This is a genomic window from Hyphomonas sp. UBA4494 (genome assembly GCF_002388935.1).
Classification (GTDB): Bacteria; Pseudomonadota; Alphaproteobacteria; order Caulobacterales; family Hyphomonadaceae; genus Hyphomonas.
In genome coordinates, this window is the sequence record NZ_DGNK01000033.1 from 1 (window position 1) to 23,295 (window position 23,295).

Here is a 23,295-nt window from a genome sequence, read left to right on the forward strand (position 1 = left end):
AGAAGGTGCTCGGCGGCGAGGCGGCGCATGGCGTCCTGATCCTCTCTCCCCGCGCCGTCGAACGGCTGGAGAGCTACACGCCTGCATGGCCGTTGCCGAAGATCTTCCGGATGACCAAGGGCGGCAAGCTCAACGNNTCAAGGGCGAGACGATCAACACGCCGTCCATGATCTGCGTCGAGGACTATCTCGATGCATTGAACTGGGCGGACAGCATTGGCGGCCTCAAGTCGCTCATCGGCCGCGCGGACGCGAACGCCGCCGTCATCGCCGAATGGGTCGGCCGTACGCCCTGGGCCGAGTTCCTCGCTGAGAAGATCGAGACCCGCTCCAACACTTCCGTCTGCCTCAAGATCGTCGACGAGCGCGTCACTTCGCTCTCCGAAGACGATCAGGTCGCCTTCGCGAAGAAGATCGCCGATCTTCTCGACAAGGAAGGCGTTGCCAACGACATCGCGGGCTATCGCGATGCCCCGGCGGGTCTTCGCATCTGGGCGGGCGCGACGGTCGAAGCGACCGACATGCGCGCGCTGATGCCCTGGCTCGACTGGGCCTTCGCGGAAGCCATCGCCTCGCTCAAGGCGGCAGCGTAAGTCATTCCATTCGTTTTCGGTCCTGATCCGGCGGGCATCGCGCCCCGCCGGCAGGCCCTATCCAGCCAGGAGGCATGAATGCCCAAGGTTCTGATTTCCGACAAGCTCTCTCCCGCCGCCGTCCAGATCTTCAAGGATCGCGGCCTCGAAGTCGACGTGAAGACCGGTCTCGACCGCGACGAACTCATCAAGATCATCGGCGAGTATGACGGTCTTGCGATCCGCTCGGCGACCAAGGTGACGCCTCCGGCTCTCGAGGCGGCCAAGAAGCTCAAGGTCGTCGGCCGCGCCGGCATCGGCGTCGACAATGTCGATCTTCCGGCCGCCACCGCCGCCGGTGTCATCGTCATGAACACGCCCTTCGGCAATTCCATCACGACCGCCGAACACGCCATCGCCATGATGCTCTCTCTTGCCCGCGACATTCCGCAGGCGAATGCCTCAACCCATGCAGGCAAGTGGGAGAAATCGAAATTCATGGGCGTCGAAGTCACCGGCAAGGTGCTCGGCGTCATCGGCTGCGGCAATATCGGTTCCATCGTCGCCGATCGCGGCCTTGGGCTCCGCATGAAGGTCATCGCCTTCGACCCCTTCCTCACGCCGGAGCGCGCGCAGGACATGGGTGTCGAGAAGGTCGAGCTTGAAGACCTCCTGAAGCGCGCCGATTTCATCACGCTGCACACGCCCTTGACCGACAAGACGCGCAATATCCTGAACGCCGAGAACATCGCCAAGTGCAAGAAGGGCGTCCGCATCGTCAATTGCGCACGTGGCGGCCTCATCGTCGAAGCCGATCTCAAGGCCGCCATCGAAAGCGGTCATGTCGCGGGCGCGGCGCTCGACGTGTTCGAGGAAGAACCTGCCAAGGAAAACCCGCTCTTCGGCATGGAGCAGGTCATCTGCACGCCGCATCTCGGTGCTTCCACATCGGAAGCGCAGGAGAACGTCGCGTTGCAGGTCGCCGAGCAGATGGCCGATTATCTTCTCACCGGCGCGATCACCAATTCGATCAACGTGCCTGCCGTCTCGGCGGAAGAAGCGCCGAAGCTTACGCCGTTCCTCACGCTTGCGCGCCAGCTCGGCTCCTTTGCGGGCCAGCTCACCGAGAGTGGCATCTCGGAAGTCACCGTCGAATATGCGGGCGATGTCGCCGAGATGAACACGCGCGTGCTCACCAACGCCGCGCTCACCGGTCTCCTGAAGCCGCAGCTCGAAGATGTGAACATGGTCTCCGCGCCGGTGATCGCCAAGGAGCGCGACATCAAGGTGTCGGAAGTGAAGCGCGAGCAGCAGGGCGCCTACGAAACCTATATCCGCATCGTCGTGAAGACGGAGCGGCAGGAGCGTTCGGTCGCCGGTACAGTCTTTTCGGGCGGTTTGCCGCGCATCATTCAGATCAAGGGCGTCAACATGGAAGCGGCGCTCGGTCCGCACATGCTCTATGTCACCAACCAGGACAAGCCGGGCTTCATCGGCGCGCTCGGGTCGACGCTCGGCAAGGCCGGCATCAACATCGCGAACTTCAATCTCGGCCGCGAAGCGGCAGGCGGCGATGCGATCTGCCTCATCGAAGTCGATGCCGACGTTCCCGCCGACACGCTTGCCGAGATCCAGGCTCTGCCGCATGTCGTGCAGGTGAAGGCGCTCAGCTTCTGAACGGCGCTTCGGCGAACGGAAAATGAAGGCGGCGTTCTCCGGAGCGCCGCCTATTTCCTTTTTGCGGCTTCCTCCAGTTCCGCGATCTGCCGCCGGTAGGCCTCCGCGTCGCCGAAGGCGGCAAAGGCGAGATAGTGCTCATGGGCGCCGAGGGCCTTCTTCGCGTGCTTGATCGGGCACCAATAGGCTTCCGTGCGGCCCGCGATCTCGCGCACATAGGCGATGAGCCCGTTGGCATAGGAACAATAGGCGCAGTTCAGTTTCTCGAGTGCATTGAGATAGGCGAGATGGCTGCGGTCGAAGATCAGGTAGTCGCTCCGCTTCACCTTCTCGATGCCATAGGCCGGAAAGCAGACCGCCTGGTAGATCGTCACGCAGATGTCGAGAAAGACCAGCGGCACGATCAGCGAGTAAATGACGGGTGCCGTCAGCACGACAAGCGGCTTCGCGTTCAGGATGTAGCGACCGAGCCGTGTCTGCAACTCGCGGTGCCGGCGCAGTATCTCCTCTTCGAAGACCGCGCGGCCATGTTCCAGCCCGTAGCGCAGGGCGGCGGCCTGCCGGGCAACTTCCGCCTCGAGTTCGAGTTGCAGGGCCTGGATGCGCATATGCAGATCGTTGACCGGATCGCTCATCTTTCACCTCGTTGTTCCGTACGGAGCATTTCGGGCTTCAAGACCGGATGCGGGGCCCCGCCCAGCCGAAGCTCATGATCTACCCGAATGCCTCCATGTGCCAGCATGGCGGAAGGCGGAGCGAGCATGGATGCCGCCCGCCTCCGGATCGGCCGCTTTATTGCGCCGTACCGCTCTCCGGGGTAAGACCGTCGGTGGGGAAGTTGGGGCGCTCCGGGGGTGGCAATGGAAAACGAGTTCGGTGACTCGCGTCTCGCGAAGCTCTTTGCTTACTGGCGCGGCAAGCGGGGCAACCATCGGGCACCACCCCGGCGCAACATCAAGCCGATGGAAATTCCCGCGCTTCTTCCGATCGTTCATCTGATCGACGTTCACGAAGATCCGCTCGCCTTTCGCCATCGGCTCGTCGGTGCGGAGCTTGTCGAGCGGCTGGGGCGCGACGTTACCGGCAAGTGGGTCGATGAGGAGATTTACGGCTGCATGGCGCCGCAGATCTTCGACGGTCTTGCTGCCGTCGCCTGGGAGGTTCGGCCCTATCGGCGGCTTGCCCGGCTCGACTGGTTCGCGCGGCCCTGGCTTGCCATGGAATCCCTCGAAATGCCGCTTCTCGGCGATGATGGCCGCGTCAGCATGATCCTGCGCGGCGCNNCGCGAGCCACTTCACCGTCGGCGCCGACTGGGGCGTCGCCGGCCGCATGAGCTGGCCGCTCGCGGTATAGCGGCCGTCTCGTTGGCGGCGCGGTAACCTCTCCTTAACCTTGCCCGGTCGAGACTTTCCCTCTGTATCGTGTATTGCCGGGGGGCAAGATGAATGAAGGGGATACCGGGTTTCGCGACCCGCGGCTCGACAGGCTCTATGCTTACTGGCGGAACAAGAAAGGCGAGAGACTCGCGCCGTCGCGTTCCGATCTTCTGCCTTCGGAGATCAAGCCCTATCTGCCTGTCATCAATCTGATCGATGTGCGGCGCGAGCCGCTTGGCTTTCGCCATCGTCTCGTCGGCACCGAGATCGTCGAGCGGCTCGGCCGCGACGCGACCGGCTGCTGGGTCAGCGCCGCGCTTTACGGTCCGGCCTGGGAAGAAATCTTCGAGGGGCTGCGTACCGTCATGGAAGAAGGGCGGCCCTATCGCCGTCTCGCCCGTCTGGACTGGCACGTGCGGCCCTGGCTCTCGATGGAATCGCTGGAGCTTCCGCTCATCGGCGACGATGGCGCCGTCAACATGATCCTTCGCGCGGCGAGCTATTTCACGGACAAGGAATCGGCAAGCCGGAAGCGGTGTCTCACCTGGTCTCTTGTGGCCTGATCGGCGTCTCGTTTCCCGCCTTGCAGGGGGGAATCTTCAGCCCCGGCGGCAGGATCGTGTGTTCGTCGCCGCAGGCAGTCGCGAGCTGTGTGTTGGTGAGGCCCTTCGAGCGGGTAAAGTCGGCTCCGGAAAAATCCGCGCCCGCAATGTTCACGCGGGAAAGATAGGCGTGGCGGAAAATCGCACCGCGTGCGGTGACGCCGGCGAAACTCGTTCCTTCCACATATTCGAGCATCCGCAGATTGGCGCCCGTGAGGTTCGCGCCGGTGAAGTCCGCGCCCGCCATGCGCACCGCATCGAGCCGCGCATAGGCAAGGTTCGTGTTCCGGAGCGACGCGCCGGTCAGCACCGCGCCGGCCATGTTGGTGCGCGAGAGGTCGGCGCCGTCGAGATTGGCGCGATTCAAGTGGATGCCGGTCAGTTCCGCGCCGTTGATGTCCGCGCCTTCGAGGTTGGTGCTCTGGAACGCCGCAAGCCGCAGGAACTGTCCGCTCAGGTCCGCGCCTGCAAGGTCGCAGCGTTCGCAGTTCAGGATTGTCTTGAACTGGACGGCGACCATTGCCGCCACGCGTTTTTCCACCTCCGGTGAAGGCTGCGCATTGGGAGATGTGAAGGGAACGAGGCAGGCAAGCGCCGCGATGGCGGCCGGAAGATACTTCATTCGAATCTCGTGCTTATCGGTGTGCCGCGTTTCAGCGTCTTCGTTACCGGCGTTTTCTCGATGATGTCGCGAATGCGCTCCATCTGCTCTTCGGCGAGCTTTTCGCTGAAGGATATCACCCGGTCGATCGTTTCGTTTCCGTCCGGATCGCGCTTGAACTTCAGGTCGGCCGTGATCGTGCCGAGGTCCCAGCCCTTGCGGTCGGCATACATTCTGAGTGTCGCCGACGAGCAGGCCGCGAGCGAGGCGAGCAGCAACTCGTAAGGCGCGGGGCCCTTGTCGGTGCCGTGATTGTGTTCCGGTTCGTCTGCCGTCAGGCGATGCTGGCGCGCTTCGATCTCCTGGAACACGCCCGCCTTGCTGACGAGATGTATGCTTGTCGCCATAGCTTCCTACTTCATGCTGTTAGAGAGTATGAGCGCTTTTAGTTTCTTGATGCTTCGTACTTTTCCTCCAGCATGCAACATTGCGTGGCAGTTGGGGCAGACTGGTTGCAAACCTTTTATTGGATCGACCTCGTACTTCTCTTTTCTCTTCGAAATGGGAACTAGATGGTGGACGTGCATATAGCCGCGCCCGATCTCTCCATATAACTTCTCAAAGTCAAATTTGCAGACTCGGCAGATAGCTCCGTAGTGCTCGATGCAAGCTTTGCGGGCGCTGGCGCTTCGTTCCCAGCGGTCCACGGTTACTGTCTGGGGTGTGCCTTCGGGATATTTTTTGTACGGCGACAGATCTTCGGGATATGTAAATGCTGTGACCGGAGTTGGACGGCCGCGTTCCTTTAATTGAGTGGTGTGGAACCAGTATTTCCGCGCGGGGCTCGGTTTGATAGGGGTGACACCTATCTGGCGGCAGTAACGTAAGAAAGCTGCGTCAATTCTTTTGTGGCGCGAATCGTTGGGGCCAAATGGGCCTCCAAGAACATTGTTTAATGCACGATTGGTGATGCGACCGTCTCTGCTGCCAAGATCACTAACATGCATTCCTCTATTGTTATTTTTGTAACCTGCAAATTTGCTTGGTGCAAAGACGTAGTGATCTCTTTCTCTGATGACTACGAATTGTTTGCCGGTCCTTATCTTGTCTCTGAAAAAATCTCTGTCCGCGACGCTGCCGGTTTCATAACGTCTGAACCTTGAAACGTTTTTAACTACGTCTTCCTTTGTGCTTACAAGCTTAACAGCCACAGCAGTTCTCCGCTCAACGCTCCGGTAGGGGGATGAATTCGGTTTCGCCGGGCACCGCCCTGAAACGCCCCTGCGCCCAGTCTTCCTTCGCCTGTTCGATGCGCTCCCTGCTCGACGAGACGAAGTTCCACCAGATATGGCGCGACCCTTCCATGGCCGCGCCGCCCAGCAGCATCATGCGCGTGGGCGCCGCCGCTTTCACGGTGATGCGGTCGCCGGGCCGGAAGATCAGAAGCTGCGGCCCCTCGAACGTGTCGCCGGCAATCTCGACCTTGCCCTCCGCGACATAGATCGCGCGTTCCTCGTAATCCGTGTCGAGCGGCACGCTCCTGCCGGTTTCGAGCGCCACATCGGCGTAGAACCAGTCGGAGAGAGTCTTCACCGGCGAGCGCTTGCCGAAAACGTCGCCCGCGATCACGCGGGCGCTCACGCCCTCGTCCGTCACGACGGGGAGATCCGTTTCGGGATAGTGCTGGAAACCCGGATCGGTCTCCTCCAGCGCCTTCGGCAGCGCCACCCAGCTCTGCATGCCGGAAAGGCGCTGGCCGTTCTTGCGCTCGGCATCCGGGGTGCGCTCCGAATGCGCGATGCCGCGCCCCGCCGTCATCAGGTTCATGGCGCCGGGCAGGATTTCGAGCGCATTGCCCTCGCTGTCGCGATGCATGATCGCGCCCTCGAAGAGATAGGTGACCGTCGAAAGGCCGATATGGGGATGCGGCCGCACATCCATGCCGACGCCGGCCGGCATCGCCGCCGGGCCCATCTGGTCGAGAAAGATGAAGGGCCCGACCATCTGCCGCTTCGCCTGCGGCAGCGCGCGCCGCACCTCGAAATTGCCGATGTCACGGGCGCGCGGCACCACGGCGAATTCCAGCGCGTCGCAGGATTTCCGGTCCCCCGCCACGGGCTCCTTGTCGGGCATCCAGCTCATACTCGAAACTCCATCTCGGTCACGGCGAAGGATAGCTGCCGGCAGGGTCAAAGTCCCTTCCCATCGGCCTCCCGATCGGATAGACAATCTCAAAGCCCCCGGCCCAAAAGGCCAAGGGGGCTTTCGGCTTGTCTGGGGGTCCGCTTGATCGCCGGGCCGGGGCAGGCGCTCACTTCCTAAGGCATTGAATCAAATGGCAAATGTGGCGGTAGTCGGCTCCCAGTGGGGAGACGAGGGCAAGGGCAAGATCGTGGACTGGCTGTCGGAGCGCGCCGATGTCGTGGTGCGCTTCCAGGGGGGCCACAATGCCGGCCATACGCTCGTCATCGATGGCGTCACCTACAAGCTCTCGCTGCTGCCGTCCGGCATCGTGCGCAAGGGCAAGCTTTCCATTCTCGGCAATGGCGTGGTGCTCGATCCCTGGGCCTTCGCCAGGGAAGTGGACGAGATCGCTTCCAAGGGCGTGAAGGTCACGCCCGAAAACCTCAAGATTGCCGAGAACGCCGTGCTGATCCTGCCGGTTCACCGCGAACTCGACGAAATGCGCGAAGGCTCGAATTCCGGCGTGAAGATCGGCACGACCAAGCGCGGCATCGGCCCGGCCTATGAAGACCGCGTCGGCCGCCGCGCCATCCGCGTCGCAGACCTCGCAGACCCGGCCGCCCTCGACATGAAGATCGAGCGCCTGCTGGCCCACCACAAGCCGCTGCGCATCGGCGTTGGCTTGCCAGAACCAGACGGCGCCGAGCTGAAAGCAGAACTGCTCAAGATCGCCGACCAGATCCTGGCCTATGCCAAGCCGGTCTGGAAACTGCTCGACGAACAGGTCCGCGCAGGCAGCCGCATTCTGTTCGAAGGCGCTCAAGGCGTGATGCTGGATGTTGACCACGGCACGTATCCCTTCGTCACATCGTCCAATGTGGTGGCAGGAAATGCCTCCGCTGGCTCAGGCGTTGGCCCTGGCGCAATCTCCTATGTGCTGGGCCTCGCAAAGGCTTACACGACCCGTGTTGGCTCAGGTCCCTTCCCCACCGAACAGGACAATGAGATCGGCGAACGCCTTGGCACGGTCGGCCGCGAAGTCGGCGTGAACACGGGCCGCGCCCGCCGCTGCGGCTGGTTTGACAGTGTGATGGTGCGTCAGGCCTGTGCGACCTCCGGCGTTACCGGCCTCGCCCTGACCAAGCTCGACGTGCTGGACGGCTTTGACGAGATCAAGGTCTGCGTCGCCTACAGGCTGAATGGCGAGACGATTGACCACTACCCTGCCGGCCTGACCGACCAGGCCGCTGTAGAGCCCGTCTATGAGACGCTTCAGGGCTGGAAAGGCTCAACCGCCGGTGCGCGATCCTGGGCGGACCTTCCGGCAGAAGCGGTCAAGTATGTGCGCCGCCTCGAAGAACTGGTCGGCAAACCGTGTGCGCTGGTCTCCACGTCACCGGAACGCGAAGACGTCATCCTGATGAAAGACCCGTTCGAGGGCTAAGCGCCTTTGATCATGTCCGTCATTTAAGGTTTTCTGTCGGGAACTCATGCCTTGTCTCCCTGTTGGTCAGGACAGACAACGAGGAGTTTCCAAATGACCGACACAATCAACAAAACCGAAATTGACGCCCTCAACGACGTCACCAAAGTGCTGATCGACAGCCGCAAGGGCTATGAGAAATGCGCTGAACTCTCAGATGAGAGTTTTGCGTTTCGCACCCAGTTCCAGAAGCGCGCCAGTGATCGCGCAGCACTGATCAGCCGCTTCCAGCAGCAGGTCCGTACTCTCGGCGGCGAACCCCAAACTGAGGGTGGTACGCTTGGGTCGCTTCATCGCGCCTTGACCGAGTTCTCGTCCATGTTTCAGGACGACAGAAAAGCTGCCCTTGAGGCGATTGATGACGGCGAAGAACACCTGGCCGACTCGATCAAGGATCGCCTTGAAAAGTCCGAAGTCCAGGGCCAGTCCCGCGCCCTTCTGGAAGAAGCCTATTCGAGCGCCCGCTCTGGCGAAGCCTTTGCGGACAGCTTGAGCTGAATACAGGCATAGCAGAAATTTTGAGGGGCGGTTCTGTTTTCTGGAGCCGCCCCCTTTCATTGGATTCCCTCGAAGGGGGATGAAAGCCGCATATGCGAGGAACCAATGAGCCCGTCGCGCAGTTGATTAGAACACCCTCCAACCAGCAGATGGATTTCACTCATGTCCGACAAACCAGACCTTTCCCTCGACGATGGCGGCGCACCTCATCAGTCAACTAAGGATGGCTACGAGACCATGACCACCCAGCAAGGCATGCCCATTGCCGACGACCAGAACCATCTGAAAGCGGGCGCGCGCGGACCGATGCTGACTGAAGACTTCATCTTCCGTGAAAAGATTTTCCACTTCGACCATGAGCGCATTCCTGAACGCGTCGTGCATGCCCGCGGCTACGGCGCGCATGGCTATTTCGAGACACTGGATACGCTTGAGGACGTCACCACGGCAGACATTTTCCAGAGAAAAGGTGAGAAGACCAATGTCTTCGCCCGCTTTTCTACCGTGGCTGGCAATAAGGGCTCGCCCGATCTTGCGCGCGATGTGCGGGGTTTCGCCGTGAAATTCTACACGAAAGAAGGCAACTGGGATATTGTGGGCAACAACATCCCTGTCTTCTTCATTCAGGACGCCATCAAGTTTCCAGACCTGATTCATGCGGCCAAGCCGGCACCGGACCGGGGCTTCCCGCAGGCCCAGACAGCACATGACAATTTCTGGGATTTCATCTCCCTGTCTCCGGAATCCATGAACATGGTCATGTGGATCATGTCCGATCGGACCATTCCCCGTTCCCTGCGGTTCATGGAAGGCTTCGGCGTCCACACATTCCGGTTTGTGAATGCCGAAGGCAAAGCAACCTTTGTGAAGTTCCACTGGAAACCAAAGCAGGGCCTGCAATCGGTAGCTTGGAACGAAGCCCTGAAGATCAATGGCGCCGACCCGGACTTCCACCGCCGCGACATGTGGGATGCCATCCAGATGGGCGACTATCCGGAATGGGAACTCGGTGTGCAATTGTTCGACGAGGAATTTGCCGAGAATTTTGAGTTCGACGTACTGGATGCGACCAAGCTCATTCCGGAAGAACAAGTGCCAGTCCGCATTGTCGGACGCATGGTCCTGAACCGCGTCGTCGACAATTTCTTCGCCGAGACTGAACAGGTCGCCTTCTGCACACAGAATATTGTGCCCGGCGTCGACTTCACGGCCGACCCGCTGCTGCAGGGCCGCAACTTCTCCTATCTCGACACCCAGTTGAAACGCCTTGGTGGCCCGAACTTTACACATATCCCGATCAACCGTCCGCAATGCCCGATGCGCCATTTCCAGCAGGATGGCCATATGGCGATGGAGAATCCCAAAGGCCGCGCCAATTACGAACCGAACAGCTGGGGACCGGAAGAAGGCGGACCGCGCGAAGATCCCGCCAAGGGGTATCGATCCTATGCCGAGCCGGTTGGCGGAGAAAAGACGCGCCTGCGCCCCGAATCCTTCGCCGATCATTACAGCCAGGCCCGCCAATTCTATGTGAGCCAGACCAAGGTCGAGCAAAAACATATGGCAGATGCCCTGACCTTCGAACTCAGCAAGGTTCAGAAGATGGAAATCCGTCTTCGCATGCTGTCTCACCTGCTGAACATCGATGAGGACTTGGCGAAGAAAGTGGCGGATGGCCTCGGCGTAACCGACATGCCGCCAGCGGCTGATCCGGCCAGCCCTCCCATCACGGACCTGCCTGCTTCCGATCCCCTGAGCATCCTGAAGAACGCTCCAGACAGTTTCGCAGGCCGCAAACTGGGTATCTTTGCTACGGACGGCGCGGATGCAGACCTCCTGAACGCGCTGAAGAAGGAAGTGACCTCCGCTGGCGGCATGACGATGCTGATCAGCCCGAAAGTGGGCGGCATCACACTCAGTGACGGGTCGCACATGGAGGCCGACGAGAAAATCGATGGCGGTCCATCGGTCCTCTTCGATGCCGTCGCCCTGCTAATCTCCGAGGAGGGGGCAGACATGGTCAAGAACGACGCCCCGAGCCGGGATTTCGTGGCAGACGCGTTCGCGCATTGCAAATTCATCGGCTATGTCGAAACGGCCCAACCTCTCATGGAGAAGGCCAGCGTCTGGGATGCGAAGGATGAGGGCTGCGTCGCGCTCAGCAAGACCGGAGATGTGCCCGGTTTCGTGAAGACACTCGGCAAGCTCCGCCATTGGGATCGCGAACCGATGGTTGACCTTGACGGCTAGAACAAGGCCCCTGCCCCGGAATTGAAACGAACATGAAGGAAGGCGGCCAGTTCGCCTTCCTTTTTTATGCGTCCATCATACGGCGGACCCATTTTGTGGTGCCTTCTTCCATCCCTTTGAATTTGGGCAGGGAGTCCAGGCGACCGACGAACAGGGCGTCCGGCTGGGCCAGGCGTTTGACGTGGTGGTAGAGTCTGGACTGCGTCTCCGGCGTCGAAACAAGAAACAGACGTTCATCCAGCTTCCGGGTCATCAGAGAGATGTTGGAGGCCTGCAGCATTTTCCCGCCGGTGTAATAGACGACGAACATATCGGCATCCGGCAAATCTGGATCAATCATGGAAACATCCCGTCATTTTTTAAAACAACGCGGCAGGTTTCAGGAGGTTTCGGAAGACTTCGGAATGGTGGGCGGTACAAGGTTCGAACTTGTGACCCCTACGATGTCAACGTAGTGCTCTACCACTGAGCTAACCGCCCGATCCATTCGGAAGCAGGGGTAATGGATAATTCAGCGCGCGCCGTCAAGCCGGGTTTGGCGGTGTAACGACGCAGAGCGCAATTTTCTGCAGTATTGGCTCCGGTGTCGCAGGGTCTTCGGCAAAAAACCAGACTTCGCCAAACGGGTCATTTGCGGAAAAGGCATGTCCCTCAAACTCGAATGACAACCAGTGTCCAAGCTCCGAGGGCGTAAGCGACACTATGTTCGCGCCATCCAGAAAATTCAGGCGCAGCATGCATTCATCCATACTCATCGCAGCCGGCGCATCAAAGAAGTGCCGGCCAGCGTCATGGGATAGGGATTTCAGCAGCTTGGGAGGCTCGATGTCGGAGCCGCGCCCCATCAGGCCGCCATCACCTTGTCGACCTCATCCACGATTTCGCGGAGATGGAAGGGTTTGGACAGGACTTTCGCGCCTGCAGGTGTCGGAGCCCCGGAGGAGAGCGCCACGGCGGCGAACCCCGTAATGAAGACGATTTTCATGGCCGGGTCGAGTTCGGCGCCCCGGCGTGCCAGTTCGATTCCATCAAGGCCGGGCATGACAATATCGGTCAGCAGCAGATCGAACACTTCGCGCTCCAACGCGGACAACGCGCTTTCGCCGTCAGCGTAATCCTGGATCTCGTGTCCGGCGCGACGCAGAGCGGCGGCCAGGAACAAGCGCATGGAATCGTCATCTTCGGCCAGCAAAATCTTGGTCACGCGGAATACCCTCTTCTCGGTAGAACCCTAAGCATAAAGACGCAGTTCGGTAAATCAGGCGTGAATATCTGCGGACTTAAAGTCGGAAATAACTGCGGGCACCGGCTGGATTCTCGTGAAAAGGCTTGACCTTCAGGCAAACAAAGAAACGATGTGCTGAATGACAGACGCCCCCCAATTTCTTGACAGACCTGAACATTTTCAGCGAACGGCCGGTTCGCAGGACAGCCCTGCGGCCACGCCTCGTTATGAAACGCCGTACCGGCTGGTAACCCCGGAAAAAATGTTGGCGCCAGTCATTTTCGCCTCGCCGCATTCGGGCAGTCTCTATCCGCAAGAAATGCGTGAGGCACTCTGCGTACCGGTGGACACCGTACGCCAGACGGAAGATGCGTTCGTGGACGAGTTGTTCAGCGCCGTTCCTGAGCAGGGCGGCATACTCGTGGCGGCGAAATATGCTCGCACAGTCGCTGATCTCAATCGCGACCCACGGGAACTCGACCCAAACATGTTCAGTGATGGAGTCCCTCGCCCCTGCGGCATGCCGACAGCGCGTGTGGAAGCCGGGCTCGGCTGCTTGCCGCGTGTCGCAGCCAGGGGAGAGGCGATTTATGCGCGCCGCCTTACCCGATCAGAAGGAGAAGCGCGCCTGTCCGGCATTCACGACATCTATCACCAGTGCCTGGCGACTGAGCTGGGCAGTCTGAAGGAGCGGCACGGCCGGGCCTTCCTTATTGACTGCCACTCAATGCCCAGCGTCCAGCCTGGGCGTCGCAATCTGGCAGATATTGTGTTGGGGGATCGGTTCGGCTCCAGCTGTGACCCACGTCTGACGGGGCGAATTGAGCGCGCATTCCGAGCGAACGGGTTCAGCGTTGCGCGGAATGCGCCCTATGCAGGAGGGTATACGACACGTCGTTATGGCCGCCCCAAGCGAGACTTCCATGCGGTACAGATCGAGATCAATCGCGGACTGTACATGGATGAACAAGCGGTCGAGACCAGTGCCGGCTTTGCGCAAATGCAGCAAGCCTTGTCCGCTATTGTCGTCGAAATCCTCGACGTCGCGACCCAGATCGGTCGGCACTGATCGGCGGAATACCCTGCAATTGCAACAGATCCGCGTTACTTCCAAAAAAAAGGCCGCGCTACGAGAGCGCGGCCAAGGTCAAAGGGAGGAAACGCCAGAGGCGTCTGCACCGGAGTGCAAGACCAGATTTATGTTGCGGCGCACAAAACGCAACCGATGATTTGGCAAATTCCTGCAATTTGGAAATGCAGCCCAAATTTTAGGCAAATGTGACCACCGGCACGCCATTTGCGAGAGACCAGCCCGAACATCCCGTTTTGGGACTGAGAGCGGTCCCATCCGCAAGGAGCTGAACATGGCTGATGAAACCGACCTGCACGTAGGCAAACGCCTTCGCCGCCGCCGCCGCCTGCTGGGCATGACCCAACAGGACCTTGCGAGTCAGGTAGGCGTGCGTTTCCAGCAGATCCAGAAGTATGAATGCGGTGCCAACCGCATCACGGCATCTCGACTCTATGAACTGGCGAAAGCCATGAACGTCTCAGTGCAATACTTCTTCGACGGCATTCCCGCAGCAGACGCACCGGATGCCGCGAATGACGCCGAACGCATGGAAGGCGATATTCTTTCGCAAAAAGAGACGTTGGAACTGGTTCGCGCCTACTATCGCCTCGGCGAGCGCCCCCGCAAACGCCTCCTGGAACTGGCCAAGGCGCTGGAAGGCGACACCAGCAGCACGGGCGTCGCTTGACGCCCAGCGCGGGGCGGGGCAATCCCATGCCCGCATGACAAATTCCTACTCCCTCGAAGATGAGCTGACCTTTGCAGGTCGTCTCGCAGATGCGGCCTGGTCAGCGATCCGGCCGCATTTTCGTGCACTGGATGCCGTCGACAACAAGATCACAATACCACACGCCGAATTTGACCCCGTGACGGCCGCCGACACGGGCGCCGAAGCGGCGATGCGCGCCCTGATCGAAGCGGAACGGCCCGATCACGGCGTTACTGGCGAGGAATTCCCCGCTAAACCTTCGAAGAACGGCTTCACTTGGTTACTGGATCCGATAGATGGCACGCGCGCTTTCGTAGCCGGCCTGCCGAGTTGGACCACATTGATTGCCTTGTGCGATGAAACGGGCACGCCCGTCATCGGCATCATTGACCAGCCCGTTCTGGACGAGCGTTATCTCGGCTGGCCGGGGGGTGCAGCGGTTCAGCGCGCGGGGACACAAACACCGATCCAGGTCTCCGACTGCCGAGACCTCCGCGAAGCAGTCATCTCCACGACAGATCCCTTTATCCTGAACCCCGCCGAACAGGGCGCATGGACCCATCTGAGAGCTACAGCTCGGATCAGCCGCTATGGGCTGGACGCCTACGCTTATGCCCGGCTAGCCGCCGGCACGATCGACCTTGTGGCAGAAAGCGGTCTGAAAGCATGGGATGTGGCCGCGCTGATCCCGGTTGTGCGGGGCGCAGGTGGCGTCGCGACGGACTGGCGTGGCAACGAACCAAAGCTCGGCGGTCAGATCGTCTGCTGTGCCAGCGCGGAAATCCTCGAGCAAGCGCTGTTGGCGCTCCGCCGGTCTGCCGATACATGAGCGCCTACGGGCCCTCGACCTCGTAGCCTTTGGCTTCCAACATTTCGATAACGCTGTCTTCACCAGCCAGATGACCGGCTCCGACAGCGATCAAGCGCGTACCGGGCTCTTCCAGCATGGCTTCGATCTTGCCAACCCAGATCTCGTTACGAGACTTCAACAGTGCATCATAGACATCGTCTGACCCCATCATGTCCGGATTGGACATGAGCAGGCCAATCCCGTGCACATCGCCATCAACCCACTCGGACACCAGCGTATCGAGCACATCTCCCCCCTCCTCGATGGACTCGGCAGAGCTCACAAGGAAATCGACCTGCACATCTGTGGGCATATTGGCGAGACGGCCCAACTGCTCGTCTATTGTCTCCAGATAGGCGAATGACTTGCCAGCCGCGCGAGCTTCTGCGCCCAGAACGGTTTCTACGCCGGCATTCGGGTCGAAGCCTTCCTTCTTGATCTGCAGAACAGAGAGATTCACCGCCGCCCACCACGGCCGCATCGGCTCAATCGCGCCGAGTGGCAGTCCGACATGGTCAAGCGCCTTTTGAAGCTCTGCGCGCTCCAGTTCGCTGAGCAAACTCGACAATTGCTGACCGTTTTGCAGCATGCCTTGTGTGGAGATGAACTTCATCATTTCGGACGCCGCAGCCTGGCTTGTGACATCTGCCTCAAAGACGACCGTATCAGCCTCCGCGAGGGCGGCATCCATCTCATCGCTGCGCCATTCCAACTCCGGGCGGAGCAAGTGCACCGTACCAAATATGTAAAGCGTCGTGTCTTCGTCCTGCAGCGTCCACAAGGCTGGCTCCCCTGCCCCTCGGGAAGCTTCCGCTTCGCTCAACGCGGCCTCATAAGCAGCCTTCTGCGCTTCCAGTTGCGCCGCTCGGTCTGCGGGCTCTTCCTGAGGCACTGCCGGGCTGGGCTCTTTCCGTGCCCCGCAGGCCGGAAGGCCCAGCAACAGCGCCATGGCTGTGACGGTCATCGCAATGGTGAAAGTCCGCATGTCTGGCTCCTGAATCTGTGTCTGTTCCAGACCTAGCCCAAAGTGATCAAGGCGCAAGCACCCAGCGCTGCGCAAACCGCACTCCGGCGTTGCACTCACTCGCCGGTTGCCGTATTCACCTGCTTCGGTTTGCACCCATAGCTCAGCTGGATAGAGCGCTGCCCTCCGAAGGCAGAGGTCAGAGGTTCGAATCCTCTTGGGTGCGCCATATTTTTCAATGACTTAGGCCATCCGCCAGCATGGGCTCACGCCAAAAAGTAATCACATAGTAAGCACGACTGGTATTGTCACCTCGCCTCTACTGGAAGCTTTCCGGTTAGCAGCTGCGCGCGCCGAAGCGCCAGCAAGGCCGTGTCGTGCTCTACCTGCATCTGCTCGGCTGCAAAAACACCCAGCGCGCTGGATAACGCATCAACCGCTTCAGAACCGCCCGAACGATTCCCGCGTTCCTCGAAAGCCAAGATGGCAACGCCAAGGTTGTATTGAGTAAATGCCCATTTCACTGGATCACGCTCGCGGGTCCGTTCGGACAATGCGAGACGAAAGGCTACAATAGCTTCCTCAAGCGTCTCACCCCCATTCTCTTCATCCATAGCAGCTAGAGCCAAGCCCAAATTATACTGGGTCATTGCCCAATCGGACGGACTTCGATCGCGCGTGAGTTCCTTCAACGCCTCACGATAGGCGACAACCGCTTGCGCTAAGGCCAAATCATCACCTTGCTCACCAATAGCGAACAATATCGCACCGAGATTGTTTTGGACCATTGCCCAATCCAATGGAGTTTTTTCTCTAGTGTACTCATTCAAAGCATATCTAAAGGAAACGACTGCTTCGTCCAGCGCACGATCGTCACCATTTTCCCCCAATGCAGAAAGCGCATAACCCAGATTATTTTGCGTCATAGCCCAATCGAACGGTTGTCGCTCTCGCCTGTATTCTCGCAGCGCCTCACGAAAGCACAAAACTGCCTCTTTCAGAGCTGCCTCATCTCCTCGCTCGCCGCGAGCCACCAGAGCAATTCCTAGATTGTTTTGTGTGGAGGCCCAGGCAAGCGGCTCGTGTTTTTGGCGCTGCACAGAGAGAGCTTTACGATATGCCCCTATCGACGGCTCAAGTGCTTCGTCCTTCCCGCGCTCATACAGAGCCAGAAGGACATTTCCAATATTTACCTGCGTTTCAGCCCAATCGGACAGACGACTTCTATTGTAGACCTTCAGTGCCTCTCGAAATGCATCGAGCGCCTCAATAAGTGCTGGCTGATCACCACGCTCTCCCAGTTCTGCTAACGTGATTCCCAGATTGTTCTGGGCCATCGCCCAATCGAGTGGTGTGTGCTCATAGCTGTATACTCTTAGCACTTCGCGAAATGTCGAGACTGCCTGTATAAGCAAAGCGCGTTCGGCGCTATACTTCCCTGCCTCGTAGAGAAACGTACCCTGATTGTATTTCAATCTCGCCCATTCAGCTTGATCAACCGCGAGCATCAAATTGGCCGCTTCCGAATAGAGGTTGGCGGCATCTACAAAGCGACTTTCGATTTCTGCCAATTCCGCGCGTTGTTCGATCGCTTCTGCAGCACTTTGCAAGCGGCTATAGCCTGCTGCTAGATCTCGCTTCGCTGCCTCCGCAAGAAGTTCATCCGCACGAGCAAAATCTGCAATGCTCAAAGCCGTTCGGGCCTCAGTCAGTAGTGCACCAGTCTGATCTTCGTTATCCCCCTCGCTCAACATTGCCTCAAGGCTCTTGAGCCGTTCTGCACTTTCTAAAAGCTTTTCCGGCCAGTCCTCGAACGGTATGTTCGTAAAGCCAAATGACGCCAAAATGTGTTTAGCTTGATCCGCGCTGATGCCTGCTTGCTCCCCCGCTGACACAAGGTAGGCAGGCGCACAGGAGATCAAACACAGCTCTTCTCCGTAAAGCAAATTGTTGGTCCAAGGCTTTTGTCCTCCAAAAGTGCGCTGAGCCACCCGGCGCTGAGTCCAGGCAAATGCTGTTTCGATGCTTTGGTAAGGACGCACCAACGCCTCAGCGAGCTCGGGAGCGAAATTTCCCTCGATGGCGGTAGCGCCTACACCCGTTGAATAGGCGATAAGCATGTCATTCTGCGCTTCAACAATTTCGAGTCCTCGCGCATCGACGCCTTGCGCACCAGGATCCAGCCGCTTCATTCCTTTTGGTCCCGAAGCGACGGAAGCAAGAGCCCCCTCATCTCGACAAGCATCAAAGACCAGAACAACAGCCTTCGCTCCAAGTAAGTCAAAAGCATCGCGTATAGAAGAAATGCTCAGGCCTGCACGATCCAGATCATCGATCGTATGGATTTCGGCATCGGTACCAAGCAAATAGCTTTCATGCTGAGCTGGGTCATTCGCTCCGTGACCCGTATAGTAGAGAAAAGCAATTGTTTGTTTAGTCGTTGACGATTTCACCAACCTACGAAAATCGCTCACCGCATCCTGCAACCCCTGACTAGTCAAATTGCGAACACGTCCAACTTCAAAACCCGATTGCTCAAGTGCTGTAGCGACCAATTCGGCCTCCTCGGAAGCCAATTCTATGTCACTCAAATTGCCGCTGTAGATTTTCTGTTCCACAACCAGCGCGACGCGCCTCTCTGCCTGAGCAGGAATCGAACAATAAGACCAAATGAATACGAGTAGGATCACACGAGAGCAAAGCACTGCCACTCTTTCCAACGGATTGGTGCTTTGTTCTATTTTCGCAGCGGCCACCTACTTGGACACTCCAGCTGGAACTCCCCGAGACCGAGCAGATTTTCCATCTGTCCAGCGAATCTCCACGCTATTCGGTGTTGACCGAACTGTGACGTCTAAGTTTTCACCACCGACATCTTTCCAGGCTTTGGCGCACCAATCCACCATGGCGCTGAAGTCGCGTGCATTAACAGACATCTCTCGCGACCACTTTCCTTTGACTATAGGCAAGCTCGTTTTCACAAAGGGGGTGTCAACGATCAGGTCATCGCCTTCAACCCGCAACAATGTGCTTCGAACGACTTTCCCTTTTGCACCAGCGGGAGCGCGCAGCATGTTACCGTATCTCGCTGCCGCGTCTTTCAAGGCGCCCAGATTTACGACGACACCACTCATTCGGCACCTCCTGAAGCATCGGCCAGATTAACCGGTTATATTTAAGAGTCGATTATCAAGACCGCATAATCTAAAATTTCGCGTCGAAACGCCGAAAAATTGAAAGTGCGACCATGAATCTGTTCACGCCGAAAACGATCAACAAGAGAATTAAAGGCGACGCTCAGATCCCACCCGGACACTTGAAGATTCTGACCGAATGGTCGGACGACATAAAATCCGGAAGGATATACGCCTTCAAGGAAACCGCCCTTCACGGCGAGTTCACGTCCAAAATCGTTCAGGGCGTCCTTGGCTATCAAGGCCCGTCCGGCAATGAGACCTATACTGTCTCGACCGAAGAGGCGATTCTGCAAGGATCAGTGGACCTGGCCCTTGGCCAGTTTACCGCCACGACCTCTGACATCATCGCCCCGTTTGAACTCAAAGGCGCAAAAACAAAAGACCTCGATGCGATCATGCCGGGGCGCAACAAGACGCCGGTTCAACAAGCATGGGAATACGCGACCAATCAGGCAGGCGTGAAATGGGTTCTGGTCTCGAACTATGTCGAAATCCGCCTCTATGGCTTTGGCGAGGGCACATCAGCCTACGAAGTCTTCAACCTCGCCGACCTGACCAATCCTCAGGAATACACGCGCCTCATGCTATTGCTGGCGGCGGACAATCTCTTGACCGGCAAGACGCAAGCCTTGCTCGAAGAGTGCCGGAGGGAAGACAAGGATATTACGGACGCGCTGTACCGCGACTATAAGCAGCTCCGCTCCAACCTGATCAATACGATCCGCGAAACTGCGACCACCATACCGCCGCTCGAAGCCATCGCCGCTGCACAGAAAATCCTCGACCGTATCCTGTTTATCGCCTTCGCAGAGGATACAGGCCTTCTTCCTTCGCACATCCTCGAAAAGGCATTCGTGCACTCTGACCCATTCAATCCAAAGCCGATATGGGAAAACTTCAAAGGCCTGTTCGCCGCCATCGACAAAGGCAATCACGCGCTCGACGTGCCACCCTACAACGGTGGCCTCTTCGCACCTGACAAAATCGCGGACTATCTCACCCTTCCGGACGACGTTTGTGAGGGATTCAAAAAAATCGGCGACTACGACTTCGCATCTGAGGTGTCTGTCACCGTGCTTGGACATATATTCGAGCAGTCCATCGCAGACGTCGAACGCCTCCAGGCAGAGGCGCGCGGCGAAACCGTCGAAGAAGAGAAGAAGACCGGCACAAGCGGGCGGCGCAAGCGTGACGGCGTCGTCTACACTCCGGACTATATCGCTCGTTTCATCGTCGAGCAGACTATCGGCAAGCATCTAGAAGACCTGTTCGCCGAGAGCCTTGCCCCCTTCATGACCAAAGGGTCAGACGCCAATGACTACGAAGCCATCCAGTGGCGCAAGAAATCCGGCGAACTGGAAGCATGGGAAACCTATCGCGACCGGGTCAAGACATTGCGCATTGTGGATCCGGCTTGCGGATCAGGGGTCTTTCTCGTCATGGCATTCGACTATCTCAAAGCCGAATTGCATCGCGTGAACCGCAAGATCGTCGAACTGCGACCGAAAGCTGCCTATGATAGCGGCCTATTCGACTACATGCCGGATTCCGAAATCCTGACGAACAATCTGTTCGGCGTGGATGTTAACTCTGAAAGCGTCGAAATCGCCAAGCTATCACTTTGGGTCAAGACCGCTCAAAAAGGCAAGGCCCTCGATAGTCTCGACAAGAATATTCTCGTCGGTGATAGCCTGATCGAGGATTCCAGCTTTGCCTATCTCGAACATGGGTTTTCATGGAGAAAGGCCTTTCCCGATGTGTTCACGGACGGTGGCTTCGATATCGTGCTTGGCAATCCACCATATGTGCGCATGGAACTGATCAAGCAAATGAAGCCCTATCTGGAAACGCGCTATGAGGTGGTTTCGGACCGTGCGGACCTCTATTGTTATTTCTATGAGCGCGGTCTGCGACTGCTCAAACCGGGTGGGCGGCTAGGCTACATTTCCTCGAACACGTTTTTTAAAACCGGTTCAGGTCAGAATCTACGCGAATATCTGCTACGCGAGGCGAATATCGAAAGCGTCGTGGATTTTGGTGACCTGCAAATCTTCGAGGGCGTGACCACCTATCCGGCCATCCTCATTTTGCGGCGCGGCAAGGCGGAGGCCGGTCATGCCTTGAACTTCTGGAAGCTCAACGACCTTCCCGATAGTAACTTCCTTGCCGCATGGGATAAGGCGGCGGCTCCCTATCTACAAAAGGCTTTAGGCAGCGGATCATGGGAACTGGAAAGCGACGACTTACGCACCCTACGCGGCAAGATCAGGACCGGCAGGAAGACCCTGAAAGAGGTTTATGGTTCACCGATGTATGGCATCAAGACCGGCCTCAATGAAGCCTTCGTCATCGATACCCCGACCAAGGAAAGACTTTGTGCCCAGGACCCACAATCGGCGGACGTTCTTAAGCCCTTTTTGGAGGGAAAGGACCTGAAGCGCTGGCGCGCCGAACCGCGTGGTCTTTGGCTGATTTACATTCCTAAGAACAGGATCAGGATCGAAGACTATCCCGCCATACGCGATTGGCTTTTACCCTTCAAGGACCGGCTGGAAAACCGCGCAACAAAACAAGAGTGGTTCGAATTGCAACAAGCGCAAGAAGCCTATGCGCCGTATTTTCAAGCACCAAAAATTAGTTATCCGCACTTCAACGCCGAGCGAAACTTTTCGATCGAACCGTTTGGCGCGTTTTCGAACGATAAGTCCTATTTTGTTCCGAGCGACTCAATGGCTCTGCTCGCATTTCTCAATAGTAACATTTCTTGGTTCATGGTTTCGTCAATGAGTCCGCCCGTGCGAGGCGGTTACCATGAATTGCGAGTGCAATACGTTGAAACCATTCCGATTCCCGACTGGAACGGTAAAGAACAGGAGGTAGTCGGCAATTTTGCAACGCAGGCCTCATCGGCGGCTAGGTCTCGCCTCGAACTCCAAACAGCACTCATCCGCCGTATTCCCGACCTGTGCCCACCCGATCGCGACCCGAAACTGACAAACCGCCTGAAGGAATGGTGGACCCTGCCGGATTTTGCCGCATTCCGCGCAGAGGTGAAGAAGGTATTCAAGGTCGATATTCCGCTGGCAGAGCGCTCCGCATGGCAAGACTGGATCACCCGCGACAAGGCAGAAATCGCCCGCCTGACTGCAAAGATTGAACATGCCGAAGCCGAAATCGACGCCATCGTCTATGACCTCTTCGACCTGGCGCCCGAAGAAATCGAAGTCTTGGAAGCGAACATATGACCCGCACATTCGTCATCGAACCTAAGAAGTTTCCAGAGCTTCCCAAGCTGATGCTGGCAACACTGAACGCGCTGCGCGACCTCGGTGGTTCTGCCAGCCTTCATGAGTTGGACGAGCGCATCATCGAGTTGGAAGGCGTCAGCGAGGAAGAACAAGCCTATACAATGCCAGACGGCGAAACGCTGAAACTCAAATACTATCTGTCGTGGGCGCGCACCTACCTCAAGCGCGGCGGCGCGCTGGGGATGAAGGAAGTCGTGCTGGGCATGGCGCATCGCGGCCGGCTCAACGTGCTTTCCCAGGTGATGGGCAAGCCGCACCGGGCGATCTTCCACGAGTTCAAGGGCGGCTCCTTCGCGCCCGACGACGTCGAAGGGTCGGGCGACGTCAAATACCATCTCGGCGCCTCGTCGGATCGGGAGTTCGACGGCAACACCGTGCATCTGTCGCTGACCGCCAATCCGTCCCATCTGGAAATCGTCAATCCGGTGGTGATGGGCAAGGCGCGCGCCAAGCAGGACCAGATATTCGGGCGCAAGCGCGAGGAGATCGTGCCGCTGCCCGAACGCGTGAAAGTGCTGCCGTTGCTCCTGCACGGCGACGCGGCCTTCGCCGGGCAGGGCGTGGTTGCGGAATGTCTGGGCCTGTCCGGCCTGCGCGGGCACCGCGTCGCCGGCACGCTTCACTTCATCATCAACAACCAGATCGGTTTTACGACGAATCCGCGCTTCTCGCGCTCCTCTCCCTATCCGTCCGACGTCGCCAAGATGATCGAGGCGCCGATCTTCCA

The 23,295-nt window shown here is 58.5% G+C and carries 21 protein-coding genes, 2 tRNA genes and 2 pseudogenes; 13 read left to right on the forward strand and 12 right to left on the reverse strand.

The genetic code is table 11. The features are described 5' to 3' along the window. Both B2P82_RS13355 and serA read left to right on the forward strand, forming a co-directional pair. Window positions 1-592, forward strand: a pseudogene (locus B2P82_RS13355) (PLP-dependent aminotransferase family protein); the annotation flags it as partial. A 78-nt stretch (window positions 593-670) separates the two neighbouring features. Continuing rightward, the gene (gene serA / locus B2P82_RS13360; protein WP_290497470.1) at window positions 671-2,248 is read left to right on the forward strand and encodes a phosphoglycerate dehydrogenase; all 1,578 of its coding nucleotides are present in this window, start codon (window positions 671-673) and stop codon (window positions 2,246-2,248) included. A 50-nt stretch (window positions 2,249-2,298) separates the two neighbouring features. On the opposite strand, the gene B2P82_RS13365 is transcribed toward serA, so the two are convergent. Further along, window positions 2,299-2,883 carry a hypothetical protein gene (locus tag B2P82_RS13365; RefSeq protein WP_290497472.1) on the reverse strand — a complete coding sequence of 195 codons (585 nt, stop codon included), beginning with the start codon at window positions 2,881-2,883 and terminating at the stop codon, window positions 2,299-2,301. 225 nt (window positions 2,884-3,108) lie between these two features. Here B2P82_RS13365 and B2P82_RS13370 point away from each other — a divergent pair, with 225 nt between their 5' ends. Both B2P82_RS13370 and B2P82_RS13375 read left to right on the forward strand, forming a co-directional pair. Then, entirely contained in the window at window positions 3,109-3,582 is a 474-nt protein-coding gene (locus B2P82_RS13370) for a PAS domain-containing protein (protein ID WP_290497474.1), read from the forward strand. Between the two features lie 108 nt (window positions 3,583-3,690). Next, the gene (locus B2P82_RS13375) at window positions 3,691-4,188 is read left to right on the forward strand and encodes a PAS domain-containing protein (protein WP_290497476.1); all 498 of its coding nucleotides are present in this window, start codon (window positions 3,691-3,693) and stop codon (window positions 4,186-4,188) included. On the opposite strand, the gene B2P82_RS13380 is transcribed toward B2P82_RS13375, so the two are convergent. Genes B2P82_RS13380 through B2P82_RS13395 form a run of 4 tightly spaced genes read right to left on the reverse strand, consistent with a single transcriptional unit; the run spans window position 4,166 to window position 6,970 of the window. Further along, window positions 4,166-4,849: a pentapeptide repeat-containing protein gene (locus B2P82_RS13380; RefSeq protein ID WP_290497477.1), complete on the reverse strand. Its 684-nt coding sequence runs from the start codon at window positions 4,847-4,849 to the stop codon at window positions 4,166-4,168. The genes B2P82_RS13375 and B2P82_RS13380 overlap by 23 nt on opposite strands. After that, complete coding sequence (locus tag B2P82_RS13385; protein WP_290497478.1) at window positions 4,846-5,235, reverse strand: OsmC family protein; 390 nt, start codon at window positions 5,233-5,235, stop codon at window positions 4,846-4,848. Before B2P82_RS13385 ends, B2P82_RS13380 begins: the two co-directional genes overlap by 4 nt. A gap of 6 nt (window positions 5,236-5,241) precedes the next feature. Continuing rightward, entirely contained in the window at window positions 5,242-6,039 is a 798-nt protein-coding gene (locus B2P82_RS13390) for an HNH endonuclease (RefSeq protein ID WP_290497479.1), read from the reverse strand. A gap of 13 nt (window positions 6,040-6,052) precedes the next feature. Continuing rightward, window positions 6,053-6,970 (reverse strand): pirin family protein, encoded by a 918-nt coding sequence (locus tag B2P82_RS13395; RefSeq protein ID WP_290497480.1) that lies wholly within the window; start codon window positions 6,968-6,970, stop codon window positions 6,053-6,055. A 193-nt stretch (window positions 6,971-7,163) separates the two neighbouring features. Between B2P82_RS13395 and B2P82_RS13400 the strand changes: the two genes are divergently transcribed. The 3 genes from B2P82_RS13400 to B2P82_RS13410 all read left to right on the forward strand — a co-directional run bounded on the left by B2P82_RS13400 (window position 7,164) and on the right by B2P82_RS13410 (window position 11,243). After that, window positions 7,164-8,456, forward strand: a complete 1,293-nt coding sequence (locus tag B2P82_RS13400; RefSeq protein ID WP_290497481.1) for an adenylosuccinate synthase — start codon at window positions 7,164-7,166, stop codon at window positions 8,454-8,456. Window positions 8,457-8,549: 93 nt separating this feature from the next. Next, window positions 8,550-8,993: a PA2169 family four-helix-bundle protein gene (locus tag B2P82_RS13405; RefSeq protein WP_206992073.1), complete on the forward strand. Its 444-nt coding sequence runs from the start codon at window positions 8,550-8,552 to the stop codon at window positions 8,991-8,993. Between the two features lie 162 nt (window positions 8,994-9,155). Next, window positions 9,156-11,243, forward strand: a complete 2,088-nt coding sequence (locus B2P82_RS13410; RefSeq protein ID WP_290497482.1) for a catalase — start codon at window positions 9,156-9,158, stop codon at window positions 11,241-11,243. Window positions 11,244-11,307: 64 nt separating this feature from the next. On the opposite strand, the gene B2P82_RS13415 is transcribed toward B2P82_RS13410, so the two are convergent. The 4 genes from B2P82_RS13415 to cpdR form a co-directional block, all read right to left on the reverse strand. After that, on the reverse strand, window positions 11,308-11,583 hold the full coding sequence (locus B2P82_RS13415) for a hypothetical protein (RefSeq protein ID WP_290497483.1): 276 nt from the start codon (window positions 11,581-11,583) through the stop codon (window positions 11,308-11,310). A gap of 65 nt (window positions 11,584-11,648) precedes the next feature. Then, window positions 11,649-11,723 (reverse strand) — tRNA-Val (locus tag B2P82_RS13420). Between the two features lie 44 nt (window positions 11,724-11,767). Further along, window positions 11,768-12,088 (reverse strand): hypothetical protein, encoded by a 321-nt coding sequence (locus B2P82_RS13425; RefSeq protein WP_034816980.1) that lies wholly within the window; start codon window positions 12,086-12,088, stop codon window positions 11,768-11,770. Then, on the reverse strand, window positions 12,088-12,447 hold the full coding sequence (gene cpdR / locus B2P82_RS13430) for a cell cycle two-component system response regulator CpdR (RefSeq protein ID WP_034816978.1): 360 nt from the start codon (window positions 12,445-12,447) through the stop codon (window positions 12,088-12,090). The genes B2P82_RS13425 and cpdR overlap by 1 nt, the downstream gene beginning before the upstream one ends. A gap of 283 nt (window positions 12,448-12,730) precedes the next feature. Here cpdR and B2P82_RS13435 point away from each other — a divergent pair, with 283 nt between their 5' ends. The 3 genes from B2P82_RS13435 to B2P82_RS13445 all read left to right on the forward strand — a co-directional run bounded on the left by B2P82_RS13435 (window position 12,731) and on the right by B2P82_RS13445 (window position 15,078). Beyond that, complete coding sequence (locus tag B2P82_RS13435; protein ID WP_290497484.1) at window positions 12,731-13,537, forward strand: N-formylglutamate amidohydrolase; 807 nt, start codon at window positions 12,731-12,733, stop codon at window positions 13,535-13,537. A 295-nt stretch (window positions 13,538-13,832) separates the two neighbouring features. Next, complete coding sequence (locus B2P82_RS13440; protein WP_034816976.1) at window positions 13,833-14,228, forward strand: helix-turn-helix domain-containing protein; 396 nt, start codon at window positions 13,833-13,835, stop codon at window positions 14,226-14,228. 34 nt (window positions 14,229-14,262) lie between these two features. Beyond that, complete coding sequence (locus tag B2P82_RS13445) at window positions 14,263-15,078, forward strand: inositol monophosphatase family protein (protein WP_290497485.1); 816 nt, start codon at window positions 14,263-14,265, stop codon at window positions 15,076-15,078. A gap of 4 nt (window positions 15,079-15,082) precedes the next feature. Here the strand turns inward: B2P82_RS13445 and B2P82_RS13450 are convergent, their stop codons facing one another. Further along, entirely contained in the window at window positions 15,083-16,084 is a 1,002-nt protein-coding gene (locus B2P82_RS13450) for a TraB/GumN family protein (RefSeq protein ID WP_290497486.1), read from the reverse strand. Between the two features lie 131 nt (window positions 16,085-16,215). Here B2P82_RS13450 and B2P82_RS13455 point away from each other — a divergent pair. After that, window positions 16,216-16,292: transfer RNA gene (locus tag B2P82_RS13455), tRNA-Arg, on the forward strand. Between the two features lie 79 nt (window positions 16,293-16,371). Here the strand turns inward: B2P82_RS13455 and B2P82_RS13460 are convergent. Together B2P82_RS13460 and B2P82_RS13465 are read right to left on the reverse strand one after the other, a co-directional pair. Beyond that, window positions 16,372-18,819, reverse strand: coding sequence for a caspase family protein (locus B2P82_RS13460; RefSeq protein WP_290480552.1), 2,448 nt, complete (start codon window positions 18,817-18,819; stop codon window positions 16,372-16,374). Next, window positions 18,820-19,197, reverse strand: a complete 378-nt coding sequence (locus B2P82_RS13465; protein WP_290480553.1) for a hypothetical protein — start codon at window positions 19,195-19,197, stop codon at window positions 18,820-18,822. Window positions 19,198-19,310: 113 nt separating this feature from the next. Here B2P82_RS13465 and B2P82_RS13470 point away from each other — a divergent pair, with 113 nt between their 5' ends. Next, window positions 19,311-22,505 carry an Eco57I restriction-modification methylase domain-containing protein gene (locus tag B2P82_RS13470; RefSeq protein ID WP_290497487.1) on the forward strand — a complete coding sequence of 1,065 codons (3,195 nt, stop codon included), beginning with the start codon at window positions 19,311-19,313 and terminating at the stop codon, window positions 22,503-22,505. Window positions 22,506-22,582: 77 nt separating this feature from the next. Continuing rightward, window positions 22,583-23,295 (forward strand): annotated as a pseudogene (locus tag B2P82_RS13475) (thiamine pyrophosphate-dependent enzyme); the annotation flags it as partial.

What these genes read in the sequence shown, in the direction of transcription:
- serA (WP_290497470.1), top strand. Translation starts at nt 671, where the DNA reads ATGCCCAAGGTTCTGATTTCCGACAAGCTCTCTCCCGCCGCCGTCCAG.
- B2P82_RS13365 (WP_290497472.1), bottom strand. Translation starts at nt 2,883, where the DNA reads ATGAGCGATCCGGTCAACGATCTGCATATGCGCATCCAGGCCCTGCAA.
- B2P82_RS13375 (WP_290497476.1), top strand. Translation starts at nt 3,691, where the DNA reads ATGAATGAAGGGGATACCGGGTTTCGCGACCCGCGGCTCGACAGGCTC.
- B2P82_RS13380 (WP_290497477.1), bottom strand. Translation starts at nt 4,849, where the DNA reads ATGAAGTATCTTCCGGCCGCCATCGCGGCGCTTGCCTGCCTCGTTCCC.
- B2P82_RS13385 (WP_290497478.1), bottom strand. Translation starts at nt 5,235, where the DNA reads ATGGCGACAAGCATACATCTCGTCAGCAAGGCGGGCGTGTTCCAGGAG.
- B2P82_RS13395 (WP_290497480.1), bottom strand. Translation starts at nt 6,970, where the DNA reads ATGAGCTGGATGCCCGACAAGGAGCCCGTGGCGGGGGACCGGAAATCC.
- B2P82_RS13400 (WP_290497481.1), top strand. Translation starts at nt 7,164, where the DNA reads ATGGCAAATGTGGCGGTAGTCGGCTCCCAGTGGGGAGACGAGGGCAAG.
- B2P82_RS13405 (WP_206992073.1), top strand. Translation starts at nt 8,550, where the DNA reads ATGACCGACACAATCAACAAAACCGAAATTGACGCCCTCAACGACGTC.
- B2P82_RS13410 (WP_290497482.1), top strand. Translation starts at nt 9,156, where the DNA reads ATGTCCGACAAACCAGACCTTTCCCTCGACGATGGCGGCGCACCTCAT.
- B2P82_RS13415 (WP_290497483.1), bottom strand. Translation starts at nt 11,583, where the DNA reads ATGATTGATCCAGATTTGCCGGATGCCGATATGTTCGTCGTCTATTAC.
- B2P82_RS13425 (WP_034816980.1), bottom strand. Translation starts at nt 12,088, where the DNA reads ATGGGGCGCGGCTCCGACATCGAGCCTCCCAAGCTGCTGAAATCCCTA.
- B2P82_RS13435 (WP_290497484.1), top strand. Translation starts at nt 12,731, where the DNA reads ATGTTGGCGCCAGTCATTTTCGCCTCGCCGCATTCGGGCAGTCTCTAT.
- B2P82_RS13440 (WP_034816976.1), top strand. Translation starts at nt 13,833, where the DNA reads ATGGCTGATGAAACCGACCTGCACGTAGGCAAACGCCTTCGCCGCCGC.
- B2P82_RS13445 (WP_290497485.1), top strand. Translation starts at nt 14,263, where the DNA reads ATGACAAATTCCTACTCCCTCGAAGATGAGCTGACCTTTGCAGGTCGT.
- B2P82_RS13450 (WP_290497486.1), bottom strand. Translation starts at nt 16,084, where the DNA reads ATGCGGACTTTCACCATTGCGATGACCGTCACAGCCATGGCGCTGTTG.
- B2P82_RS13465 (WP_290480553.1), bottom strand. Translation starts at nt 19,197, where the DNA reads ATGAGTGGTGTCGTCGTAAATCTGGGCGCCTTGAAAGACGCGGCAGCG.
- B2P82_RS13470 (WP_290497487.1), top strand. Translation starts at nt 19,311, where the DNA reads ATGAATCTGTTCACGCCGAAAACGATCAACAAGAGAATTAAAGGCGAC.